Origin of the sequence: Acutalibacter sp. JLR.KK004 (genome assembly GCF_036941085.1) — a bacterium.
In the GTDB taxonomy this organism is placed as follows: Bacteria; Bacillota; Clostridia; order Oscillospirales; family Acutalibacteraceae; genus Acutalibacter.
In genome coordinates this window covers 110,596-131,912 of sequence record NZ_JAYMNQ010000001.1, presented here as the reverse complement: position 1 = coordinate 131,912, position 21,317 = coordinate 110,596, and the positions used below count along the sequence as shown (strand labels likewise).

The following is a 21,317-nucleotide window of genomic DNA, read 5'->3' as shown; positions in this document are numbered from 1 at the left end:
ACAACGAGTATCAAGATTTCCGTCCCTGCTTTTATGTCAAAACAGTTATTTTCAGCGGATTTTCGTACATTTTGAAAGCAATCCCCGCCACTGGTCGAAGAAATTCTTGACCAGCGGCAGGGATTTTTTGCGTTTCTATGACTTTTGAGTTTATGTCCTGGATGCAATCGTCATAAGTAAATTTGAAATCATCAAGAGAGTTGTTTTTTGCACTCTTGGTGAGCCGTTCCTTAAATTCGGGATTCTGCAAGAGCAGGTCCCTTATCTGCATGGCGGATTTTGTGGCGAAGTCTGTGCCGTACTTTTTATCGTAAAGAGCATTCACCTCGTCAATGATTTGGGAAAGGCGTTTTTTCTGTTCTTCTTCAACACTTGCCGGTTTCGGCTTTTTGATCTTTACTTCCGGCTGTGCTTCGATCTCCGGCTTTTTATGTTCGCTGGTCTGCTCCTGCCGGAATTCACTGACGGTTATTTTGTCTGCAATGTCAAAGTTGTTTCCACCGCCTCCAACATTGATTTCCTTGATGAGATAACTCAGGAAATTGTAACGTTTGTGTAGTTCAAGGTTTTCATATGCCGTAGCTTGAATGAGGAAACAGTAACCCTTGAGGAATCGGCGAATTGTTTTGACAATCGCTTCCTGATCGGTCTCAGATTTCTTTTCAACCTTCTTTACGGCGACATCAAGCAGATTCCACATACGCTCCTTATCACGTGCCGTCCGCTTTGCCTGATACAGATACCCGTTGAATTCGTCAATATCGTCCACATCAAGGAAATCGTATGTATCCAGTTCACGGTCGAGATCGCGAATATCGGACGGAGAGATAGTCTCAAAAAGGATGGTATCCTTATAATAGGGCGCAAACGCTTTTTTGATTTCCTCGTAATCGTTCTTGAAGTCCAGTACAAAGGTGGTTTTATCATACGGTGGATAGATGCGGTTCAAACGAGAGAGCGTCTGCACAGCAGCCACGCCTTTCAGCTTCTTGTCCACATACATCGCCACCAGTTTCGGCTGGTCAAATCCCGTCTGGTATTTATTCGCCACAATCAGCACCTGATAGCAGCTGCGGTCAAACTCATAACGCAGCTCTTCTTCCTTAATCTGGTTCATACCGTATTCGGAGTATTCCACGCCTTTGATTTTAACCTTGCCGGAGAACGCCACAAGAGCCTTAATGTCGGTATATCCGTGGTCGTGGATATACTTCACGAAAGCCTGTTTGTACTCAACGGCCGATTGAATGGAGGAAGTAACGACCATCGCCTTTGCAGTACCTCCGAGCAGATGGGCAACATTTGCCCGGAAATGTTCAATGATAATTTCAACTTTCTGCGCAATATTTGTGGTGTGCAAATCGATAAAGCGCGCCATCTTTCTCTTGGCGGCAATCGTCTTCAGTTCCGGGTCATCCTCGATAGCTTTGTTGATGTGACAGTAGGTTTTCCAGGTCACATAGTTGTCAAGGACATTGAGGATGTAGCCTTCATCGATGGCCTGTTTCATGGAGTATAGGTCGAAGGATTCTTTTCGTCCCTCGGCGTTCAGTGTTCCGAAAAGCTGTATGGTATCCGGCTTGGGTGTAGCGGTAAAGGCTATCATGGAGACATTCGGCTGTTTGCCGCTCTTCTTGATTTCCTCACGCATTTTATCCTCTTCGGTCTTCTCCTCATCGGAATCATCGTTGGTAAGCACCGTGGTAACGGACTGCATGAATGTTCCCTCGGTGGAGGAGTGTGCCTCGTCGATCAGAACAGCGAAGGTCTTATCTTTCAAATTGGTTAGCAGTTTATTGTCGAGAATGTAGTAAAACTTGTGGATGGTCGTGACAATGATTTTTGTGTTGCCGCGCAGCGCAATCGCCAGGTCGTTGGAGTCGCACTTATCGTCCATGACCTTGACCTGTCCGCTTTTATGCTCCATGCCCATGATGGCTTCCTGCAGCTGACGGTCAACAACGATACGGTCGGTGATGACCAGCACGGTATCAAACACATTGTTGTTCTCGGCATCATGCACCGTGGACAGAATATGAGCAAGCCATGAAATCGTTTCGGTCTTGCCGCTGCCTGCCGAATGCTCGATCAGATAGTTGCAGGACGAGTGGTTGAGAATGACATCATTCATAACCTTCTCCACAGCACGGAGTTGGTGGAACCGAGGGAATATCAATTCTTTTGTGCGGCGAACCTTGCCTGTGTCGGAGTTTTTGCGTTCCTTTGTTTTGATGTATATGAACCGCTCAATGAGGAAGATGATCTTATCCTTTGTCCAGATGTCCTCCCACATATAGGAAACATTGATGCAGGACTGGCAGTTATGGGGATTTCCTTTGCCAAACTCAAAGCCTATGTTGAAGGGATTAAAGAAGGAATCCTTGCCAATCAGCTTGGTGCAAAAATAGACCTCATTCAAATCCATAGCGAATGCTGCAAACACACCGACCTTTTCTTTAAGGAGACGAGTGGTACAGTCGCGCTCATTCTTATACTGCTTGATAGCATCCTCGTAGTTTTGCCCGGAGGTATTGCACTTCAGTTCTACGGCAAAAATGGCGATTCCATTCATAAACAGCACAAGGTCAATGCGCTCATCGCTCTTGTGGTATACCTCCTCCATGACGGAGAAAATGTTCCTGTTGTAGTTTTCGACTGCAACGGGATTTTTTGTGCTGTCTGGCTTTCGGAACATCAGCTTCAGTTCGTATCCGCTGTCAAATTCAACACCGTGCTTGATGACATCAATCAGACCGCGGCTCGGTTTGTTGATCTCGGCATTGATGTAATTGATAATGGTTTCCTCGGTGCGATCTTTGTAGATGGTGCGGAGACTGGCCATCGTGTCAGCCTGAGTGCTTTCAAGAAATTCGAGCAGCATCTCCGTATCCATCGCCAGACCGGGAGAAAACTTATCGGCAGGGCGGATGCGATAGCCGTTATCATCACGCAGATGTTCCAGAATCAGCTTCTGGTAGTCCTCTTTTTCCTTTAGCTGGTCTGCTCTAATTGGCATGACTTGTGACCTCCTTTACACGCTTTTTTCCTGTAACATATTCGTAAATCAGAGATTGTTTGTGGCTTAGAATTTTGTTTAACTGTACTTGCTTATCCAAGACAACAGCATCAATTTGCTGACACTTTTTATCAAGAAACTTTACGATTCCTTTCTGCTCAGATAGTGGACAAAGCAAGCCATAATAATTCACTATTTTCGCCAATATGGTACGAGGCATGGCGGAGCCAGCCATAGAAACTCTGATTTGACTCTGCATATATTCTGACTCCATGAGGTATATTTTGTTTATTTCCCAGTCAGCGGGGACTGTGCCGATCCACTTCACTCCGCTGTCCTTTGTTTCGGTGGTCATTCGGCACCTCCTGTAAGGTCGGCAATTTTACGGTTCAGTTCCTTTTCGATATCCACGAACTGGGTCAGAAGGTCATCGGCGGACTCTGGCGCTTTATATTCGTAGAAGTAACGTGTAAACGGGAATTCTGCTCCGAGACGTTCTCTGTTTTGTGCGTTTACCGCTTTCTTGGGATCGAATTCGTAAGCCCAGATCGCATCCGGCACATGGGGGAGGACTTCTGCGTCGAAGTACGCCTGCACGTCCTGATTCAAACGGATAATCTCCGTGTCCTTCGTGGTCGGGTCGGTGAGAACTTTTCCCTTGCGGTCTTTCTGGACAACTGCGGTCTTATCGATGACACTCATCTCCATGACGATGCCATTCAAGCGGGAATCAGTATACCCCTCTACATCTTTGATGATTTCTTTGACGGCCGCCTGAAACAACGAAAAATCTGTATATACCGTATCCGACTGATGCATTTCCAGAGCAGCAAGGACAGCGTCAATAAAGACCTTGCCGCGCTTATATTTCTGATATTTCTTTTCGGCCTTTGCGTCACGGGGATTCGTCTCTTCCAGTTCCGCAAGTTCTGACTCGTTATAAAGATTGGAGTTGGCAGTAAAATATGTGCTGGTGCGCAGAGCCTCGATGGACTCAGCATTAATGACGCCGCGCCGCTGAAGGGGCTGATATACGGCCCATTCCTTATACAGGAATTCGTCCCGTTCAAAAATGCGGCACTCAATTTTACAGTCGGTTTTCCGTTTCTCGCTGTACAGTGTTTTCGCACCGGGAGCGAATGCGGCATACACTTCGGTAATCAGGTCAATCTGATTTTTAGAGATTTCACGGCGCTTTTTACCAAGAGAACGCTTAAGCGGTTCCCACATATCCACGGCGTTGATCAGCTGTATCTTGTTTACGCGGTCTTTACGCTTGTTCTTCGACAGAATAAAAGCATAAATGCCAATATCCGTGTTATAGAAAAGCTGCGACGGGAGTGCGATGATAGCCTCAATTAAATCTTTTTCCAGCATAAAGCGCCTGATCTGACTTTCACCGCTTGTTGTGTTGCCGGAGAACAGTGGGGAGCCGTTGGAGATGATGGCGGCGCGGCCGTTCTTGCGATTCATCTTCGCAATGGCGTGTTGCATAAACAACAACTGCATATCACCTGTAGCGGGCAACCCCGCTCCGAATCGACCGTTCTTGCCTTTCTTCGCCTCGGCACGGACGGCTTTTTCTACACCATCACCTGCATCTTTGCCTCCCCATGAAAGACCGAAGGGCGGATTTGCGATGACAAACCGCATCGGAACTTTCTCAAAGCAATCCTCCTTCATTGTATCGGCAAAGCGAATATTGTCGGCCTTCTGCCCCTTGATGAGCATATCAGCAAGGCAGATGGCGTAGGATTCGGGATTGTTCTCCTGACCAAACAGACGAACGGTGGCATCGGGATTCATGCGCTTAATGAAATCGTGTGTGGTAGAGAGCATCCCACCTGTGCCGCAGGCCATGTCCAATACAGTGATTTCCTTGCCTTCGCTGAACACGTCATCACATCCTTCGGCAAGAAGAATGCTCGACAGAGCGCGAATGACCTCGCGAGGAGTATAGTGATCACCGGCTTCCGCATTTTCGGAAAATCTGCGTATGATTTCCTCAAACATATAGCCCATCTTGTGTCCGTCAATCGTTTCGGGATTCAAGTCCAATTCAGAGAACTTTTTTACCACGCCGAGCAGACGGTTATTTTTATCCAGGTCGGAAATCTTCTCCTTAAACTTCAGCCGGGTAATCAACATATCCTTGATGTTCGGGGAGAAGGACTCCAGATAGAAATGAAAGTTCTCCACAATAGCAGGGGCTTCGTTCAGCAATCCTACAAGATCAAATTTAGAGGTGTTGTAAAAAGGATATCCTGCAAGGTTCTCCAAAACTTTCTGAGGTGTTTTGGGATTTGCGTCAAATTTCTCGATGACCTTCTGTTTGCGTATCTTGCCACTTGCGTCCTTTGTAGCGAGAGCGCACTCAAGACGTCTGATTATAATCATCGGAATGATGATGTCTTTGTACTTGTCCGCTTTGTAGGGACCGCGCAGGGTGTTGGCAATGGAAAAAACCATGTCAACTTCTTTATTCACATTCAGGGTGGAGTCATCCATCATGACCTGGGTAATTTTCACTTCTGCCATATCTGTAATCCTCCGTTATATTTCATTAATATCAATGCCCGCCTTTAGTAGCCGCTCGTATCGATCATTTGAAATAATCACGGCTAACGGCTTTCCGTTTTTCAATATAAATCCCGCCGTATCATTTTCCGATATTGCTGTGATAATTTTGGATGCTTGTCCCCGTAGCAAATCAGACATATTGTAATGCTCCATTGGGATTTTACCCTTTTGAAACTGTGACATCAGCACATCCTCCTCTATATCCTGAGCTTATTCTTATATTATGCCACAAAGTAATTACAATTTCAACGATAAAATTCATTACACTCTCAAAATGTTTCTATCTCTCGAAGATATAAAACGGGCGATTTTTCCTTTATCCATCCGTACAGGATGAGGAACAATCGCCCATTTTCCATACCTAAACTTGTATCTTTCATTGATATGACAAAAAATCTCACTCCAGATATTCTTATTCACGGGGAATGTGCAACTCCCCCCGTCAACGGTCAATTACTTATCCACCGTTGCGAAATAATACCGCAGCCTGTGTGCGCACACGGGCGAGGATGCTATAACGCCGACCCTCCCCATCTGGGAGAGGCATTATCAGCACCCTTGATCCTGTGCGCCCTTTTGGCTGTGCATAGGTCCGGGGCTGATACGCTCCGGGCCTTTTTGTGTCCTCGCTCCATCGCACATGGCAGAAAGGACATAAGATGAAAAAAACACAAAAAACCTCAATCAAGCCCCAAGCGATGGTCAAGGCCACCTACCAGGATACCGCATTCAATAAGGTGGTCAGTGATATCCCCGCCCATACGCCAAAGTTCAAGACCTATGTGGAGCAGACCTCTGCCATCATGGACGAACTGCCTGGTAAGTTCGGAGCAACCCTGGCCTACCACATGGACAAGCTCCATCTGACCAACGAGGCCCTGGCTGGCCGGAGTCTCATCAATGAGGACACGATCCGCAAATACCGGAACGGCTCCAATAAGTCGAAGCCCAACATCCAGACCGTTGTCGCACTGTGTGTGGGTCTCCAGCTCCCTCTGCCGTTCAGTCTCGACCTGGTACATAAGTCCGGCCACACCTTTGCTGGTGAGCCAAGCGACATCGCCTATCTGATGATCCTCTCCACTATGACAGGGAGCAGCATCTACGACTGCAATGCACTGCTCCGTAGCACAGGGGTTCCCCCGCTGGCGAAAGAAAAATAAAAAGTTTTCTGGCTACCGGGTTTTCAAAGCCCGCCTACTCGACCGTTGATAGAGGCCGCTTTCCGAGACTCTGGCCCAGTTTGGAGCCTTGGAAAGCGGCCTATTTTCGGGTTTTCAACATCCGGGTCAAACGGAGCTTGGACGATTATTATTAGCCCATGAGGTGGCCACTCATACAACCACTGCCCGCCCGACCGGGTGGCGGCAGCAACCATCAACACCACGGGATGCACCCGAATGACTCGAAAGGATAACTGATATGCAGCAAGTTTTTATCTGCTCCCCCTACCGTGGGGACATCGACCACAACATCAAGGTCGCCAGGGACGCTGGGCGGATCGCCGCCAAGACCGGCTACGTTCCCGTCATTCCCCACCTGATGTATCCGCAGTTCCTCCGGGACGATCTCCCGGACGAGCGAATCCTCGGCATCCAGCTTGGGGCCGAACTGCTGAAGGCCAGCGACATGATGTGGCTCATCGGCAGCAAGATCACCAAGGGCATGAAGTTCGAGCTGGAGATCGCCAAGAAGATGCGCATCCCCATCCGCTGCTACGATGAGCAGCTCAACCGCATCACCCCGGACACGCTTTCCATCGATGACCGGGTGGATGAGGAGTTCCTTGCCGAATTGCAGGGCGCACGTATTGTCTAAAGGAAAGGATACCACAAATGGATAAAAAAGTCTACAGCCAACTGGCTGAAGGCTTCGAGCTGCTGGCGGCAGGCTACCGCTCCCTGGCTGAACAGGGAGCGGAGGCCACCACCGCTGCGGCCCCGGAGCCGACCAAGAAACCCGAAAAGCCCATCACCATCGAGCAGGTCCGCGCCGTCATGTCCGCCAAGAGCGATGAGGGCAAGACCGCCCAGGTCAAGGCCCTGCTGATGAAGTATGACGCTGGCAAGCTGTCTGGCGTCAAGCCGGAGGACTACGCCGACCTTCTCCGAGAAGTGGAGGCGCTCTGATGCCTTCCACACACGCGAGATTTTCTCCCTCGGCTGCGAACCGCCGCCTGCACTGTCCTCCCTCCCTGACGCTGGAGGAGCAGTTCCAGGACGAAGAGAGCGCCTACGCCGCCGAGGGGACCGCAGGCCATGCGATGGCTGAACACCTCATCAAGAAGTACCTCAAGCAGCGCACCCGCCGCCCGGTGTCCGACTACTACTCGGACGAGCTGCTGGAGGCCGTGGACGAGTACGTTTCCTTCGTCCAGGGAGAGATTGAGGAGGCGCGGCGGGTCTGCAAGGACCCGGTGTTCACGGTCGAGCAGCGGGTGGACGCTTCGGAATATGTGGAGGGTTGCTTCGGCACCGCCGACATGGTCATTGTGACCGACAACTACATCCACATCATCGACCTCAAGCTGGGCCGTGGCGTTCAGGTGTTCGCCGACCACAATGAGCAGCTCATGATCTACGGCCTGGGTGTTCTGAGCAAGGCGGAGCTGCTCTACGACCCCAAGGTGGTGCGGCTGACCATCTTCCAGCCCCGGCTCAACCACTGCTCCACCTGGGAGATCGACCCGGCAGAGCTGAAGCAGTGGGGCGAGGAAGTTCTCCGGCCCACCGGGGCGATGGCCCTCATGGGAGCCGGGGAGTTCGCAGCCGGGAGCTGGTGCCGGTTCTGTAAGGCCCGGAACCAGTGCCGCGCCAGGGCCGAGGAGTTCCTCAAGCTGGCCCAGATGGAGTTTCGCAAGCCTGCGCTGCTGGACGATGAGGAGATCGCTGAAGTCCTCCGCCGCTCGGACGAGCTGGCGAAGTGGGCGGCAGACGTGTATGCCTTCGCCCAGGACGAGGCCATCATCCACGGCAAGCAGTGGCCCGGATACAAGCTGGTGGAGGGGCGCAGCGTCAGAAAGTACAGCAGCGAGGACGAGGTGGTCGCTGCGGCCCAGGCCAACGGCTACACCGACATTTTCAAGAAGTCCCTCATCGGGATCGGCGACATGGAGCGGCTCATGGGGAAAGCCGAGTTCCAGCGCATCCTCGGCCCCTATGTATACAAGCCCCAGGGCAAGCTCACCCTCGTTCCCAAATCCGACAAACGACAAGAAGTCACCAAGGACACCGCATCTGCGGAATTTCAGGAGGTTTAAGTTATGTCTGCTATCAATCCGACCAAGGTCATCATTGTTTGAAATTCTCCTCTTTGCCTTCGCCTTTGACGATGAACCGACCCAAGTGGTCGATCTGGCCTGCGGGGAGCAGCTCCCCGACCGGGTGCTGGCGGCGCTGGAGGATGAGACCGTAACCAAGACCGCATTCAACGCCGCTTTCGAGCGGACGTGTATCTCGCGCCACCTGGGACGGCGGCTCTCCCCGGTGGCTCTACTGCGGAGTGTTCGCGGACGAGGCCCTGACCGGCACGAAGGAGAACCGCACCGAGTTCCAGCGGCTGCTGGCCGAGTGCCGCGCCGGGAACATCGACCTCATCATCACCAAGTCGATTTCCCGGTTCGCCCGGAACACTGTGGTGCTGCTCCAGACCGTCCGGGATTTGAAATCGCTGGGAGTGGATGTGTACTTTGAGGAACAAAACATCCATGGGCGGCTGGTGTTCACCTTCCAGAACGGGATGGAGATCGAGGGATAACCGAACAGGAACACACATGGCCCGCTGGCTCATTTGGAGCTGGTGGGCCATTTTTATTTTGACAAAATAGCAACAAGGGCTGGTTTTTTAAGTCGATTCTTGGTATACTTAGTAAAGAGATGATTTTGCATCCCCCCAATATACTATGAGGTGTTGTTATGGGACAGCTTAAATTTAAAGATTTATATCTCGGAAAAATTGATGCATATAATGAATTTCTTGAATTTGGCCCTGAAGTGTGTTCAGAAATCTTCTTTGAATATCCAAATCTTGATTTTGGCAAAATGGTTGATGGATCGGTATATTACATATGTGGTGACAAAGGTACAGGAAAAACTATGTTGCTCAAATATATTGAAGCTCGGATGCAACAAAGCGAAGATCCTGTTTTCACCGAATTTGTACGATTCAAAAAAGATGTTGATGAGGATCAGAGAAATCAAATAAAAAGAGCGTCACTTCCAAGCCAGCCATTTGAGGAGATTGTTGAAAAAAATATTCCGACAGATATCACAATTAACTGTGTGCTTGCATGGCAAATCTACCTTATCAAGTTAATAGTTTTCCGGTTAAATCATACAGAATACGGTGTTTTTGATAGGGAGGATAAGAACTGGAAACAGCTAAACACTTTATTGAATGCAGTTTATAATGATGCCGATGATGACAATATTACAAAAAGAATTCTTCCCAAAGTAAAAAAAGGTAATATAGAACTTAATATTGGAAAATATGGAAAAGTAGACTTTGAATTGGAATGGACGGATTCGGATAAAAAAGCAGCCACATTTACCTCTATTGCAAAAAAAGCCCTTGATTTGTACGCTAAACTCATACCGAAAGAAAACAAGATTTACATTTTAGTTGATGAATTAGAGTTATCCCTAAAGCGGACCAAAAGTTATGAACGCGATATAACACTTATCAGAGATTTGATTTTTGCAATCCAATATATTTCGGAAATTTCCAAGGAACATGGATTCCCTGTTTATCTAATTGCGGCCGTACGCAACGAGGTCTATAAAAATGTGCAGGCAAAAGGAATGGAAATAAATAAAACCATTCATGATTTTGGCGTCCAAATTTCATGGCAACAACATGGCGGAGATATCTCTAATCATCCTTTATTAAAGATGTTAGAAAAGCGTATTCAGTATAGCGAAATAAAAGCTGGATTAGTTCCAACAGGAAATGTGTGGCAGGAATATTTTGTGCAGACTATTGGTAACAGCCGAATCGATGTGCGCAATTATATTTTAGATCAAACATGGTATAAGCCAAGAGATATTATTCGTATGTTTACAGCTATTCAAGCTGTTCGAGGTGAAAAATCCACTGCCGACCAAGAAACTTTTGACACAATTCGTAAAGATTATTCAGATGAATCATGGACGGAATTCGAGGAATCTCTAACTGCAAAATACTCAAATATAGAAGTTGACGGCATACGCCTCGCATTGACAGGAATGAGTATTCCTTTTGAGTTAAAGGACTTTATTGCGCAGATAGATGGGAAAGCTGATACCTTTGTCGAAGTAGAGACATTAAAAAATGGATCACATAAACCAAACCAGATATTGCGTGATTTATACGACCTTGGTGTTATTGGAAATTATGGAAAAGTTCCTCGTTTTGTATTCAAGGGGGATAGAGATATAGACCCTATGGCTCCACTAACTATCCACTATCCGTTAATACGCTTTTTCCGGGCATCAATAATAAATTACAAATCGAGCGGTCAGTAGCAGACAGATTTCACGGTGAATATGTTTGAAACCCCTTTCCAAAAGTAGCCTATTTCAGAGACCAGCCAGAACCCCCTATACCGAATTTTGCACCCCCCTTTGGCATTTTGCTATGTTTACAACAGAAAACTTGCACCCCCTATGCGGCAAGGGGGTGCAATCGTATCAAAATCACCAGCACTTTTCACGAAAGTCCGCAGTCGATGATACAATCGACTGCGGACTTTTTAATTTTCTCTATGAAAAAGCCTTGAAATTAAGGGAATTGCGGGACACCGGGGTGCAGATAGCCTCCGGTGTCCCGCTTTTTTCATTTTGGGGGCCGGGTGACCGCTACGGAGAGGGCAAAAATTTGAACCCTTCCCCTGTCTCACTGGAGGGAAAATTAAAAGATTGGAGAAAAATTAAAATGTGGCCTCCGGTGCTACCCAAGGAAACCGGAGGCCATGCGCACGTTTTCTTTTCACGGTTTTTGAACGCTAGTCAGCCTTTTACCAAACCAACCCGCGAGTTTCATACTCGCCCTTGAGAAACTCGGCAACATCGTCAAGGTTCCACAAGTGGTCAAAATTCTCACTATAGCAACCCCACTCATAGAAACCGGTATACAGGTCTTTCACCATATAGCCGGTAAAGCGGTCACCACAAGAGTCGTGGTAGACAAACTGCCCTAAATGCCGGAAGCCCTTCTCCACTCGGTAACCGATGCTGTATGCCCTGCGTCTGAGGGCGTTTTCTGAATAATTCATAATGTACCTCCATTCAATTTTTAATATTGATGAAGGGTAGCTGTTTGTGACCGTTCCGCGCCATGCTACACCTGGCCATGGCAAGCCACACCGTGCCCTACCATACCACGTCAATGGTCACAATTACATTATGTCGTATTCTGATGTATTTTGTTTTTACCGTGATAACGCTACGCTACTATAGTATACCCCAATCTGAGCAAAGATGCAACTGCTCAGTAGGATCACCGTTTTGAGAATTATTATGCTGCCAACAGAAATCCTCTAAAATGTTCGCTAACTGCTGTCGTTACACAAAGTGTTCTTCTACAATCGCATTCAACTGCGCAGCGATTGTAGAAAAATCCAGGTTCAAATCCAGCGTTTTTACGCTAATTTTATTACCACTCATTTGATAAACATTATCGGGCTGGATGGTTTCATCCGTTCGGGCGTATAGCAACATGCCAGATACTGTATGTGGTTTTTCGCCAAACTCGGTGTCCTTGTTCTTCACATAAGTGAAAATCTGGTACAAATTATTCGAGTAAAGCGTGTGAACATCATACTGTACTTGTGTGGTATGAGTGTAATACTTAGCATCGATAATTAGCACCTTGTTGCCTTGCGAGAGCATAATATCGCTCTGCATAATCGGTAGCATAGTTCCAATTCCATCGTCCAAGGCCCAAGGTATTTGTGATGCTGTTGCTTTTACCTGCGGACACTCCTTCGCGTAAAATTCAAGAATGAATTTCTCATAGAGTCGACTCATCCGCTGCTCGTCAATAAAGGTAGCCAGTCTATATTCTCCGTCATCTGTGGTCAAAAGCATACCTTCAAGTACCAGTTGGCAAAGGCTGACGAGCATTCGGTAGGTATTGTTGTTCCTCTGAAACCGGATTGAGTCCCAATGAATAGATGCCGGATCAATGATATCGACATTCGAGAAAAACAGCATTTCCCTTTTCAGATTCGTTTTATACTCGGTGTCTACTTTGGCATGACGCAATAGAATCATCACCGTTGTTTTCAGAATCTGATTTAACAGGTTATTCTCAGAAAGCTCATCGTATTCACAGGTCAACACTCGCTTTCGAGCAAGGCGATTTTGAATTGTTCCGGGCATATCAATCTTGCCGCGCACTACCGCTACATCTTCCTTGCGATTCAGATATTCACGATAGAGGCCCTGTTTCAACTGTCTGCCGATTCCCTTGGCTAGAATTGCAGAGAAGAGATTATGCAGATTATCAAACTCCTCCGCTGCCACATTCTCATAGCCACCCTGATTCAAAGTAGTAAACGCATAGGAGAGCATGTAGTATATGTTTTTTATAAATATGCTCTTGTCCTTTATCATTGAAACACACCCTGCAGAATGTTTTCCCAGTGCCGAAGTTTGGATGCATCGTCAAACCAATACTCGGAAAGCATGGGTAGAATATCGTAATCAACAATTGAGTGCAGCCATTCATCGGTACAGATATCTCTACCGCAAAAATAGCTGTGACCGATGCAGAAACCCTTGCCGAGAGACTTATCCAGCGCAATTTCTTTATTCAAATCCTTTACTCTGGACACGAGCTCGTTCAAAGTTTCATTGTTAAGACCGTTTTGGTACTGAGTGAACCCATCGGAATCAAAACCCGGCTCCACCTCAAAAAAGCTAAAACGGCGACGGAGAGCGTAGTCAATCATAGCAAGGCTTCGGTCGGCTGTATTCATTATACCAATGATATAAAGGTTTCTCGGTACAGAGAACGTGAGTCCGTTGTATGCAAGGGTAGCCTTTGTACCTCTGTAATCGCGCTCAATCAGCATGAGCAGCTCTCCAAAAATCTTGCTCATATTGCCACGGTTGATCTCATCGATGATGAAGAAGTAATCCTTGTCTGGTTGATTGGCAGCTTTTTGACAGAAGCGATAGAAAATACCGTACTTCAGCTCAAAGCCGTCCTCTACTGGTTTATAACCCATCATGAAATCCTCATAAGAGTAATTTTGATGGAACTGCACAAATTCGATGCGGCTTTCGTCTTTTTCGCCCATCATAGAATAGGCGAGTCTCTTCGCTGCAAAGGTTTTTCCAACTCCCGGCGCACCTTGCAAGATAATGTTCTTTTTATTTTGGAGCACTGACACAAGATTCTCGTACCGTGTTTCGGTCATGTACACCTCTTCTAGAAAGTCATCCTTTGTATAGGTGTCTATAGCCGATTCGGACTGTAGCGGGTTTTCTTCTTGGATGAGATCAATGATAAAATCATACTCACCTCTGGTCAGTTTGAACAGACTACCCTGCGGACTCTGGAAGTACTCCATGCGCTCCAGTTCCGGGCATCCTTTCAACGTCGCATAGTCAATCGGGGATGTTAACCCTTCGACTTTCTCAAAGTATATCTCCTCGCCATCCTGCTCTGCACTAATCTTGCCAATTGCAACAATCTGTTTCACGGGATATGACTCGTAGCCGATAATCATATCACCAGCTTTAGCGTCAAGGAAGTTCTGAAAGATTCTGCGCTTGTTTCCGTTATCATTGTACAGCGTGTACGACTGAACTTCGCCAACAGCTATATCGGAAAAACTCCAAATCTTCGGATTCGCATTCAGCCACCAATAACCGTGGTCTTCTTCACCTGGCGCAGCAGCAACATAAAGCTCAACTCCGCTTAAATCGACCTTATCCAAAGCTGCCGCAAGCTCATCGCGCAGTTTCCATACATAGCTTCCTTCTTCATCCCTGCCAGCGTTTCTACCCATATAAAGAATCGTCCACCAACGTAAGGATTCATCATCTCGTTCCATAACAGGGCAACCAGTTTTTTCTACAATGCGGCGGGCAAGAGCCACGGAACCACTGTTGTAAAAATTCTTGGTTTCACCATATTTTACAGAAAGCTGAGTGCAGGTGGCCATTCCGCCGTAATCTTTCATACGCTTCATGATTTCTAGACTGCTGGTAGTAAAGACATCTGCATCGTCGAGCAGGCCAAGCCAATCGTCGACTGAAAGGCCCGGATCATAACCTGCCGGAAACCACTCCTCTTCGGTCACAACAGCGCTTTTCTGCGCGTAATAACGGCTGATATAAAAGCCCACATCAAATGTCAGTGTCTTCAGCTCAGGATCAGAATAGCAAGTATCCGTGAGCTGGCTCTTGAAAAGATTGATAAGTTCTGTGTCCTGTTTCAGCTCCTCGCAAATCTCATCATAGAGCTTATAGAAATTCCGGATGTTGTCTGCATAGGCACCTTTTTTGAATCGATAGTCACTTTCCAGCTCATCCGCCACGGCCTTAATCTCACCGAACTTGTAGATATAATACTTGTCCGGATACCGCAGCCACAGATAGGTGCTGATGGCATTCTCATACTGATAATGCTGACCCGCACCGTTTCCGTACTTTTCAAGCAGAATAGAGGATTGCATCTTGAAAGCGTCAATCCGCTCATACACATCCTTGTTTTCGTCAAAGAGCGCAATAAACATGGAGCGCACTTCTTCCGATGCTGTCTTGGCAAATCCCGTAATCATTCGCGCCGGGAAATTATTCATGGAAGCCAGCAGGTTATATGTTTTGGCAAGGGAACGCGTGAGCATCTCGGCAAAATCAGCCGCATTTACATCCCAATTGTCCTGAAAGCACTTCACCGACTCCCATTTATATTTTTCGTTACCCCATTGCGTGGACACGAAATCTTGTTTGTACTTCACCAATACATCTTTCAAACGAAATTTGTCGAACATGAATCATTTCCTCCTATGTGTTTCGCAAGTTCCTATATATCTCCTCTGTAAAGATGCCAAGCACCTGCCTCTTGATTTCATCATTGCTTAGAAGCAGGGAGAAAAAGTCCTGATTCTGTTCCAGCCCTTCAATCAGCGCATCGTCGATATCGTCGAAATAAGAGAACTCAAAGTCTTTTATGATTTGTACCTGGATAGCAATAGTAACCTTCCCCAGAATAGAGGAAAATTATTTGAAACATTTGCTGAAAGGTGCATTGACAGTGAAATAAAGAAGTTGGATAAAAAAGGGGAAAAGAGCAAAAGTGAACTAGAAAAATTAAAAAGTTCCACTTATGATTTGCTAACTTGTTTAGCTGAAACTATTATTGTCAATCAGCAAGGAACTGGCATTGAATATAACATGGGTCGCAAAGCTTTATCTAAAAATTTGAGCAACCAAAATCTTGAAGAAATCGAAAAATTTGCGCATGATGCTGGTATTTTGATTTGTGACGGCATTGAATACCGTTTCATTCATCAACTGCATCAAGAATACTTTGCTAGTCGCTCATTACAAATTTCTTTTGAAGAAAGACGCAAACCTACCGATTTTTTCTGCTCTGCTAACTGGTGGGAGCCAACTGGATGGGAGGAATCGGCAGTAATATTAGCAGGTATATTGCCTATTGATAAACTAAACTGCTTAAGAAAGGGTATATATCAATAGAGCAGGCAACCACTTCTATTCAAAATAATGATGTAGTTCAATTTTCCATTTATGTTGACCGATAACATCATGCGCTGGAGATATTTTGAATTTTTCCTTAAACTGTGACCTAAAATTATAGCCATCTATCGTCTTACAACCATACATTGGGTGATCTTTAGAAATTGTAAAGGGTTGTCCAATCATACCCAGAAGAGTGGTCTTTTGCGTTGCATTGCGTCCGGATATTGCAGTAATGCGTTTCCCCAAGGAGAACGAAGCGTGTTCAAAAGCACGAAATTTCTCTATCTTTACGTTCTTTATAATCATGATGCACCTCTATCCCCTGAGATTTATTGTAATCTTATTTTCGGCTAACTGCTTTTGTGTAGGGCAACTATGTATATCAGAAAAAATCATCAATTCAGAAGCTATCCCCTTATTCGCCGCACTGTATGTTAAATCAAATTTTCGTATAGCAAAATCAGCATACAAACGTGCAATTTCGCCTACATCATCATACGTTATTATCCACGGGGCTGCAATTTCTTGAGCAATTACATCATGAATTCGTTGGTGATCTTTGTGGCTAAAGAAGTTCTTATATAGTTTTTGCCCCTTGTTATAGTACGGAGGATCAAAATAAAAGAACACATTTCTCCCAAATCCGGGGGCATAATTTCTTAACAGACTAATGATGTCTTTGTTGTAGACGGTAATACGTTGCTTATGTTCAGCGATTACAGCAATCTTCGCTATAAGTGTCTCTTTGTCGAAACGAACATCGAGTTTCCACTCACCAGATTGCGAATAGCCGCCGATTGGTCCAGCGTTTAAAATTCCCGAACGATTAGTCCGATTTAAAAACAGAGTTGCGAAAGCTAAATCCAAAGAATATGAAGTTGCCGATGAATAGATTTTTTTTTGCCTATACCATTCTTCGATGGTTATTGGTGTTTCTTCAATCCGCTTAATAAGTGCATTGGGTTCATGCTTTATTGCCCGCCAAAAGGAATAAATTGCTTTATCGTAGTCGTTAATAATAATATTATCGACGGTACCACTCAGTAATAAAGAGAGGGCCACGCCAGCACCACCAGCAAATGGTTCGACATATGTACAGTTTGGCAGGTTCAAATTCTGAATGACCAAACTAATAAAACCCGCCAAACGGTTTTTACCACCAGGGTATCGCAATGGCGATGGATTGGACATTGGTTTCTCTCCTTTCTACATAAAATACCAAAATAATAATAGCACATTAATTATTGCAAATCAATAAAAAAGAGTACAACTTTAGGGCAACCCATATTTGCAAAATGTTCATAATTTGCTGTAGAAGCAGGCTGGGAGCCTGTTACGGTTCCCGGCCTGCTTGGGTTATTACTCGTTTTCCATCGCCTGACGGACTTCCTCTCGGAGCAGCCGCTTGATTTTATCCTCCATTGTTTCGGTACTGGTGGTACTGAAATGCGCCCATACCCGGTAGGTGGTCTTGCCGATTTTCTTCACCAGCGCGGGCGGGGTCTGCGGCGTGGCCTTGGGGTAGGTGATTGTTTCGGTGGCGGTCGGTTCGTTACTCATAGTTCTCCTTTCTCGGTTGCGGTCTGCTGGCCGCAGGTGTTGTGATAATCTGCCGCGCTGCCGCTTTGATGCTGGCGGCGTTGTCCTCCCGGAAGTTCTTCCCGGCAAAGAGGATAGGGGCGCAGCGTTCTAAAATCCGGTCATAGATACGGGCGTGAGCAAGGTCGGGCGGATGCTTCAGCTCGTCCAGCTTCAGGTTGGTGGTCACGATCAGCGGCTTGTTACAGCGATAGCGGCTGTCGATGATAGAAAACATCTGCTCAAGGGCATATTCGGTGTTGCGCTCCGCGCCTAAATCGTCTATGATTAACAGGTCATAGTCCCCCAGGCTGTCCAGAAACGCCGTTCTGTCCTCTCCGAACGTCCCGCACAGGCGGGCCAGGATGGTGGGGAAGTTGGTCATGAGTACAGGTACGTCCCGTTCCAAAAGCGCGTTCGCTATGCACCCGGCCAGGAAGGATTTGCCCGTACCAACGTCACCGAACAGCAACAGGCCGATGTTCTTCTTGAACGCTTGGGGCCAGTGATTGACATAGGCGTGGGCTTTCGCCATAACGGGATTCTGCCCGTTGTCGTGGGCGAAGGTGTAGCCGTAGAGGTAGCGGTCTTGAAGTCCCTGGGCCTTGCGACGTTTGATCCGCTCCATGCGCTGGCGGCGTTCCTCGGCTTCTTTGCGGCGGCGCTCCTTCTCCTGCTGGCAGGAACAGACGCACCGGGGCTTGAAAGTGCCGCCTTTGAATGGGTCAGGGATAACGGCTTGCCGGGGGCCTCCGCACTTGCGGCAATGGATAAGGCCGTCAGCCGGATCAAGGTATTCGTCCTCGCGGATCTCCGTCATACGGTATCACCGTCCTTCACGCTATAATCCCGGTCACGGGCAGGGGGAGCGGCCTTGCGCCTATCATCAGCTATCCAGCGGCGGATAGTGGCGGCATGGCTCTTGTATGTCCTGCCGGTAGATGCCATGTACTCGGATAACCTCTCGATGTACTCCTGCCAGATGGTAGGGAAGTCGGCTTGCAAATCTTCTTTGAGCTAATACTGCGTTACAACATATCCGTTGACCAATTCCTTTTGGAGCAGCCCACAGGAAAGAACACCCAGCGCCGTCAGCTTGATGTTCTGCTGGATGGTATGAACGATAACGGGTTGCGGATCGTGACTGCAACAGCAAAAGAAATCGTGCAGATTGAACAGGCCCAACCAAACGGACAGGAGGACGCTTAACCGCGCCCTCCTGTCCCGCTCTGCCGCTATTTACCCATGCACTTGGCCCGGAACAAATCACACTGACGTTTTATCTCAGCGGTTTCCTGTTTGGTCAAATCCCGCTCATTGTCGGTTATCTGATCTTCCATAAAACTTGCGTAAGCGTCCAGTAGACTGTCCAGCAAAACCTCCGGCGTGGCCATATGCTCGGCACTATACCAAGTACTCCGCACAGGTTCCCAAGCCATTAACGCATAACCGTGTTTAGTGAACACAACTTCATAGAGCGGGTCTTGCTGAAGGTAATCATCAAAAATCGCAAGCACTTTCTCAAATGTCAGCATCAAATCGCCCCCTAAACATAAATCAAATCAGCCATAATAATTTCTTCCACCCTGACCCGACAATTATTCACCAAACCCACCCATGTCATCTGGTCACGGGCTTTCAATTCCTCGGTCGCGCCAGCGGCCTCCATCATCTGAGGGAGCATTCTGTCCATCCACTCCTGGGCGGTATCGTCAATGTCCAGCAGGTGGGCGGTGAGTTTTCTACTGCCTGCCAGCTCCCGCCACCAGATTAGGGATATAATAATCTCCCACACGAATATAAGTCAATTCCATTGCGTCAAATCTCCTTTCGCACTCTCAAACTGCTGCACTGGCCTGTGCCGCCCTCTGCGGCTCTTTTCGGGGCAGCTTGCCCACAGGGGTATAGATACCCTTTGCCATATCCTCGGCCCGGATAGCGTCTTTTTTGGCGTCCATTTCAGCCTTTTTCCTGGCCTTGATCTTATCCTCATACCGCTTCTGCGCTCCGCTGGCCTTGCGCTGAAGCGGTCTGCTCCGTCAAAGACGAAAGTATTTCTGTACCTGGACCTCCAAAGGGGAAGTGGGCAAACGCAGGAACTGTCGTGGGGGACGGATTTTCCCTCGCATGGCGCGTCCTTGACGCCCAATTTTGGGGAGTCCCCCAGCGGAGAAAACGCATCTACCTTGTCGCAGATTTTGCAGGCGGGAGTGCCGGAAAGGTATTATTTGAGTCCGAAGGCGTGTCTGGGTATTCTGCGGAGGGCTTCCGTGCGTGGCAAGGAGCTGCCGGAGGTGCTGCGGATTGCACTGGAGCGGCAGGCGGCATCTGCTTAAACGACCAGGGCGGGCAGAGGATGGATGTGACGGATGAGGTGACCTGCACCCTGCGGGCAGAGGCACACCATCCCCCGTGCGTACTGGAATCGGCCGGTTTCTGCACGGAGCATTCCGCACAGGCGCGGGGGATTGGGTACGGGGAGGAAACCTCGCCCACGCTCCGTGCCGGGACGATCCCTGCGGCGATGGCGCTGGAGAACCACCCTGCGGACAGCCGTGTGAAGCTGTCGGGGGACGGCAAGGTACAGACGCTGACATCCCGGATGGGGACCGGCGGCGGGAATGTACCGATGGTCATGAGCCAGGAGGATGCCGCCATGGAACCGGAACTTTATGAGAACCATTCACAGGATACGAGATACACGGGACCCTTGGAAACAGCGCCCACGGTCAGCTCCACCTACGGCATGGGCGGGAACAACCAGCCGTGCCTTCCCGGTTTCGGAGGATGACTTAGAGGGGCGTGTGTGTTACGGAGGTCTGGACTTGTCCTCCACCACGGATATCACGGCGTTCGTGCTGGTGTTCCCGCCACTGGATGAGGAGGATAAATACTGCATCCTTCCGTACTTCTGGGTGCCGGAGGAGACACTGGAGCTGCGTGTGCGGCGTGACCATGTCCCCTACGATGTGTGGGAGCGGCAGGGGAAGCTGATGACCACGGAAGGGAACGTGGTGCATTACGGCTATATTGAAAAATATATTGAACGTCTTGGTGAACGCTTTAACATCCGGGAGATTGCCTTTGACCGGTGGGGTGCTGTGCAGATGGTGCAGAACCTTGAGGGTATGGGCTTTACGGTGGTACCGTTCGGCCAGGGCTTCAAGGATATGTCCCCACCCACAAAGGAGCTGATGAAGCTGGTGCTGGAGCAGATGATTGCCCACGGCGGGCATCCGGTCCTGCGGTGGATGATGGACAACATCTTCATCCGCACCGACCCCGCAGGCAATATCAAGGCAGATAAGGAAAAGTCCACGGAGAAGATTGACGGCGCGGTGGCCGCGATCATGGGGCTTGACCGTGCGGTGCGCTGCGGGAACCAGACATCCGAAAGCGTGTACGATTCCCGCGGACTTTTGGTGTTCTGATTTGTGCATCCATACAAA

The 21,317-nt window shown here is 48.1% G+C and carries 19 protein-coding genes and 6 pseudogenes; 10 read left to right on the top strand and 15 right to left on the bottom strand.

Going from position 1 to position 21,317, the window contains the following annotated elements; translation table 11 throughout:
- Positions 1–31 precede the first annotated feature (31 nt).
- Genes VSQ30_RS00765 through VSQ30_RS00750 form a run of 4 tightly spaced genes read right to left on the bottom strand, consistent with a single transcriptional unit; the run spans position 32 to position 5,779 of the window.
- Positions 32–3,016 (bottom strand): type I restriction endonuclease subunit R, encoded by a 2,985-nt coding sequence (locus VSQ30_RS00765; protein WP_334461373.1) that lies wholly within the window; start codon positions 3,014–3,016, stop codon positions 32–34.
- Positions 3,006–3,371 (bottom strand): restriction endonuclease subunit S, encoded by a 366-nt coding sequence (locus VSQ30_RS00760; protein WP_334461371.1) that lies wholly within the window; start codon positions 3,369–3,371, stop codon positions 3,006–3,008. Before VSQ30_RS00760 ends, VSQ30_RS00765 begins: the two co-directional genes overlap by 11 nt.
- Positions 3,368–5,554, bottom strand: a complete 2,187-nt coding sequence (locus VSQ30_RS00755) for a class I SAM-dependent DNA methyltransferase (protein WP_334461370.1) — start codon at positions 5,552–5,554, stop codon at positions 3,368–3,370. The genes VSQ30_RS00760 and VSQ30_RS00755 overlap by 4 nt, the downstream gene beginning before the upstream one ends.
- A 15-nt stretch (positions 5,555–5,569) precedes the next feature.
- On the bottom strand, positions 5,570–5,779 hold the full coding sequence (locus VSQ30_RS00750) for a type II toxin-antitoxin system Phd/YefM family antitoxin (protein ID WP_160576694.1): 210 nt from the start codon (positions 5,777–5,779) through the stop codon (positions 5,570–5,572).
- A gap of 476 nt (positions 5,780–6,255) precedes the next feature.
- Here VSQ30_RS00750 and VSQ30_RS00745 point away from each other — a divergent pair, with 476 nt between their 5' ends.
- From VSQ30_RS00745 to VSQ30_RS00720, 6 genes and pseudogenes are all read left to right on the top strand, one after another.
- Entirely contained in the window at positions 6,256–6,759 is a 504-nt protein-coding gene (locus VSQ30_RS00745; RefSeq protein WP_334461369.1) for a helix-turn-helix domain-containing protein, read from the top strand.
- Positions 6,760–7,018: 259 nt separating this feature from the next.
- The gene (locus VSQ30_RS00740) at positions 7,019–7,414 is read left to right on the top strand and encodes a DUF7768 domain-containing protein (protein ID WP_334461368.1); all 396 of its coding nucleotides are present in this window, start codon (positions 7,019–7,021) and stop codon (positions 7,412–7,414) included.
- A 17-nt stretch (positions 7,415–7,431) separates the two neighbouring features.
- Positions 7,432–7,725, top strand: coding sequence for a hypothetical protein (locus VSQ30_RS00735; protein WP_293278449.1), 294 nt, complete (start codon positions 7,432–7,434; stop codon positions 7,723–7,725).
- Entirely contained in the window at positions 7,725–8,855 is a 1,131-nt protein-coding gene (locus tag VSQ30_RS00730; protein WP_334461366.1) for a DUF2800 domain-containing protein, read from the top strand. Before VSQ30_RS00735 ends, VSQ30_RS00730 begins: the two co-directional genes overlap by 1 nt.
- Before the next feature lie 239 nt (positions 8,856–9,094).
- Positions 9,095–9,352, top strand: a pseudogene (locus VSQ30_RS00725) (recombinase family protein); the annotation flags it as partial.
- 158 nt (positions 9,353–9,510) lie between these two features.
- Positions 9,511–11,097 carry a P-loop ATPase, Sll1717 family gene (locus VSQ30_RS00720; protein WP_334461364.1) on the top strand — a complete coding sequence of 529 codons (1,587 nt, stop codon included), beginning with the start codon at positions 9,511–9,513 and terminating at the stop codon, positions 11,095–11,097.
- 491 nt (positions 11,098–11,588) lie between these two features.
- Here VSQ30_RS00720 and VSQ30_RS00715 read toward each other — a convergent pair whose 3' ends face one another.
- The 3 genes from VSQ30_RS00715 to VSQ30_RS00705 all read right to left on the bottom strand — a co-directional run bounded on the left by VSQ30_RS00715 (position 11,589) and on the right by VSQ30_RS00705 (position 15,578).
- A complete protein-coding gene (locus tag VSQ30_RS00715; protein ID WP_334461363.1) occupies positions 11,589–11,846 on the bottom strand; it encodes a hypothetical protein in 258 nt (85 codons plus the stop codon).
- A gap of 289 nt (positions 11,847–12,135) precedes the next feature.
- Positions 12,136–13,188, bottom strand: coding sequence for a 5-methylcytosine-specific restriction endonuclease system specificity protein McrC (gene mcrC, locus VSQ30_RS00710; RefSeq protein WP_334461361.1), 1,053 nt, complete (start codon positions 13,186–13,188; stop codon positions 12,136–12,138).
- Entirely contained in the window at positions 13,185–15,578 is a 2,394-nt protein-coding gene (locus tag VSQ30_RS00705; RefSeq protein WP_334461360.1) for an AAA family ATPase, read from the bottom strand. Before VSQ30_RS00705 ends, mcrC begins: the two co-directional genes overlap by 4 nt.
- 184 nt (positions 15,579–15,762) lie before the next feature.
- Here VSQ30_RS00705 and VSQ30_RS00700 point away from each other — a divergent pair, with 184 nt between their 5' ends.
- A complete protein-coding gene (locus tag VSQ30_RS00700; protein ID WP_334461357.1) occupies positions 15,763–16,287 on the top strand; it encodes a hypothetical protein in 525 nt (174 codons plus the stop codon).
- 15 nt (positions 16,288–16,302) lie between these two features.
- Here the strand turns inward: VSQ30_RS00700 and VSQ30_RS00695 are convergent, their stop codons facing one another.
- The 5 genes and pseudogenes from VSQ30_RS00695 to VSQ30_RS00675 form a co-directional block, all read right to left on the bottom strand.
- A complete protein-coding gene (locus tag VSQ30_RS00695; RefSeq protein ID WP_334461356.1) occupies positions 16,303–16,596 on the bottom strand; it encodes a hypothetical protein in 294 nt (97 codons plus the stop codon).
- A 9-nt stretch (positions 16,597–16,605) separates the two neighbouring features.
- Entirely contained in the window at positions 16,606–17,481 is an 876-nt protein-coding gene (locus VSQ30_RS00690; RefSeq protein WP_334461354.1) for a DNA adenine methylase, read from the bottom strand.
- 168 nt (positions 17,482–17,649) lie between these two features.
- Positions 17,650–17,850: a transposon-encoded TnpW family protein gene (locus VSQ30_RS00685; RefSeq protein ID WP_289115646.1), complete on the bottom strand. Its 201-nt coding sequence runs from the start codon at positions 17,848–17,850 to the stop codon at positions 17,650–17,652.
- Positions 17,843–18,688: an ATP-binding protein gene (locus VSQ30_RS00680; RefSeq protein ID WP_334461351.1), complete on the bottom strand. Its 846-nt coding sequence runs from the start codon at positions 18,686–18,688 to the stop codon at positions 17,843–17,845. Before VSQ30_RS00680 ends, VSQ30_RS00685 begins: the two co-directional genes overlap by 8 nt.
- Positions 18,685–18,876, bottom strand: a pseudogene (locus VSQ30_RS00675) (phage replisome organizer N-terminal domain-containing protein); the annotation flags it as partial. The pseudogene VSQ30_RS00675 and the gene VSQ30_RS00680, both read right to left, overlap by 4 nt.
- On the opposite strand from VSQ30_RS00675, the pseudogene VSQ30_RS00670 reads away from it, so the two are divergent.
- Positions 18,853–19,077: pseudogene (locus tag VSQ30_RS00670) on the top strand (transcriptional regulator); the annotation flags it as partial. The pseudogenes VSQ30_RS00675 and VSQ30_RS00670 overlap by 24 nt on opposite strands.
- A 26-nt stretch (positions 19,078–19,103) precedes the next feature.
- Here VSQ30_RS00670 and VSQ30_RS00665 read toward each other — a convergent pair.
- The 3 genes and pseudogenes from VSQ30_RS00665 to VSQ30_RS00655 form a co-directional block, all read right to left on the bottom strand.
- On the bottom strand, positions 19,104–19,403 hold the full coding sequence (locus VSQ30_RS00665; protein ID WP_334461350.1) for a hypothetical protein: 300 nt from the start codon (positions 19,401–19,403) through the stop codon (positions 19,104–19,106).
- An 11-nt stretch (positions 19,404–19,414) separates the two neighbouring features.
- Positions 19,415–19,663, bottom strand: coding sequence for a TnpV protein (locus VSQ30_RS00660; RefSeq protein WP_502876159.1), 249 nt, complete (start codon positions 19,661–19,663; stop codon positions 19,415–19,417).
- Between the two features lie 43 nt (positions 19,664–19,706).
- A pseudogene (locus tag VSQ30_RS00655) lies at positions 19,707–19,895 on the bottom strand (DUF4368 domain-containing protein); the annotation flags it as partial.
- On the opposite strand from VSQ30_RS00655, the pseudogene VSQ30_RS00650 reads away from it, so the two are divergent.
- Both VSQ30_RS00650 and VSQ30_RS00645 read left to right on the top strand, forming a co-directional pair.
- Positions 19,892–20,635: pseudogene (locus VSQ30_RS00650) on the top strand (DNA cytosine methyltransferase); the annotation flags it as partial. The pseudogenes VSQ30_RS00655 and VSQ30_RS00650 overlap by 4 nt on opposite strands.
- A pseudogene (locus VSQ30_RS00645) lies at positions 20,634–21,299 on the top strand (terminase TerL endonuclease subunit); the annotation flags it as partial. The pseudogenes VSQ30_RS00650 and VSQ30_RS00645, both read left to right, overlap by 2 nt.
- Positions 21,300–21,317: the final 18 nt, after the last annotated feature.

Bases quoted from the DNA above. Each gene is read 5' to 3' on its own strand.
- VSQ30_RS00765 (WP_334461373.1), bottom strand. From the start codon at position 3,016: ATGCCAATTAGAGCAGACCAGCTAAAGGAAAAAGAGGACTACCAGAAG.
- VSQ30_RS00760 (WP_334461371.1), bottom strand. From the start codon at position 3,371: ATGACCACCGAAACAAAGGACAGCGGAGTGAAGTGGATCGGCACAGTC.
- VSQ30_RS00755 (WP_334461370.1), bottom strand. From the start codon at position 5,554: ATGGCAGAAGTGAAAATTACCCAGGTCATGATGGATGACTCCACCCTG.
- VSQ30_RS00750 (WP_160576694.1), bottom strand. From the start codon at position 5,779: ATGTCACAGTTTCAAAAGGGTAAAATCCCAATGGAGCATTACAATATG.
- VSQ30_RS00745 (WP_334461369.1), top strand. From the start codon at position 6,256: ATGAAAAAAACACAAAAAACCTCAATCAAGCCCCAAGCGATGGTCAAG.
- VSQ30_RS00740 (WP_334461368.1), top strand. From the start codon at position 7,019: ATGCAGCAAGTTTTTATCTGCTCCCCCTACCGTGGGGACATCGACCAC.
- VSQ30_RS00735 (WP_293278449.1), top strand. From the start codon at position 7,432: ATGGATAAAAAAGTCTACAGCCAACTGGCTGAAGGCTTCGAGCTGCTG.
- VSQ30_RS00730 (WP_334461366.1), top strand. From the start codon at position 7,725: ATGCCTTCCACACACGCGAGATTTTCTCCCTCGGCTGCGAACCGCCGC.
- VSQ30_RS00720 (WP_334461364.1), top strand. From the start codon at position 9,511: ATGGGACAGCTTAAATTTAAAGATTTATATCTCGGAAAAATTGATGCA.
- VSQ30_RS00715 (WP_334461363.1), bottom strand. From the start codon at position 11,846: ATGAATTATTCAGAAAACGCCCTCAGACGCAGGGCATACAGCATCGGT.
- mcrC (WP_334461361.1), bottom strand. From the start codon at position 13,188: ATGATAAAGGACAAGAGCATATTTATAAAAAACATATACTACATGCTC.
- VSQ30_RS00705 (WP_334461360.1), bottom strand. From the start codon at position 15,578: ATGTTCGACAAATTTCGTTTGAAAGATGTATTGGTGAAGTACAAACAA.
- VSQ30_RS00695 (WP_334461356.1), bottom strand. From the start codon at position 16,596: ATGATTATAAAGAACGTAAAGATAGAGAAATTTCGTGCTTTTGAACAC.
- VSQ30_RS00690 (WP_334461354.1), bottom strand. From the start codon at position 17,481: ATGTCCAATCCATCGCCATTGCGATACCCTGGTGGTAAAAACCGTTTG.
- VSQ30_RS00685 (WP_289115646.1), bottom strand. From the start codon at position 17,850: ATGAGTAACGAACCGACCGCCACCGAAACAATCACCTACCCCAAGGCC.
- VSQ30_RS00680 (WP_334461351.1), bottom strand. From the start codon at position 18,688: ATGACGGAGATCCGCGAGGACGAATACCTTGATCCGGCTGACGGCCTT.
- VSQ30_RS00665 (WP_334461350.1), bottom strand. From the start codon at position 19,403: ATGCTGACATTTGAGAAAGTGCTTGCGATTTTTGATGATTACCTTCAG.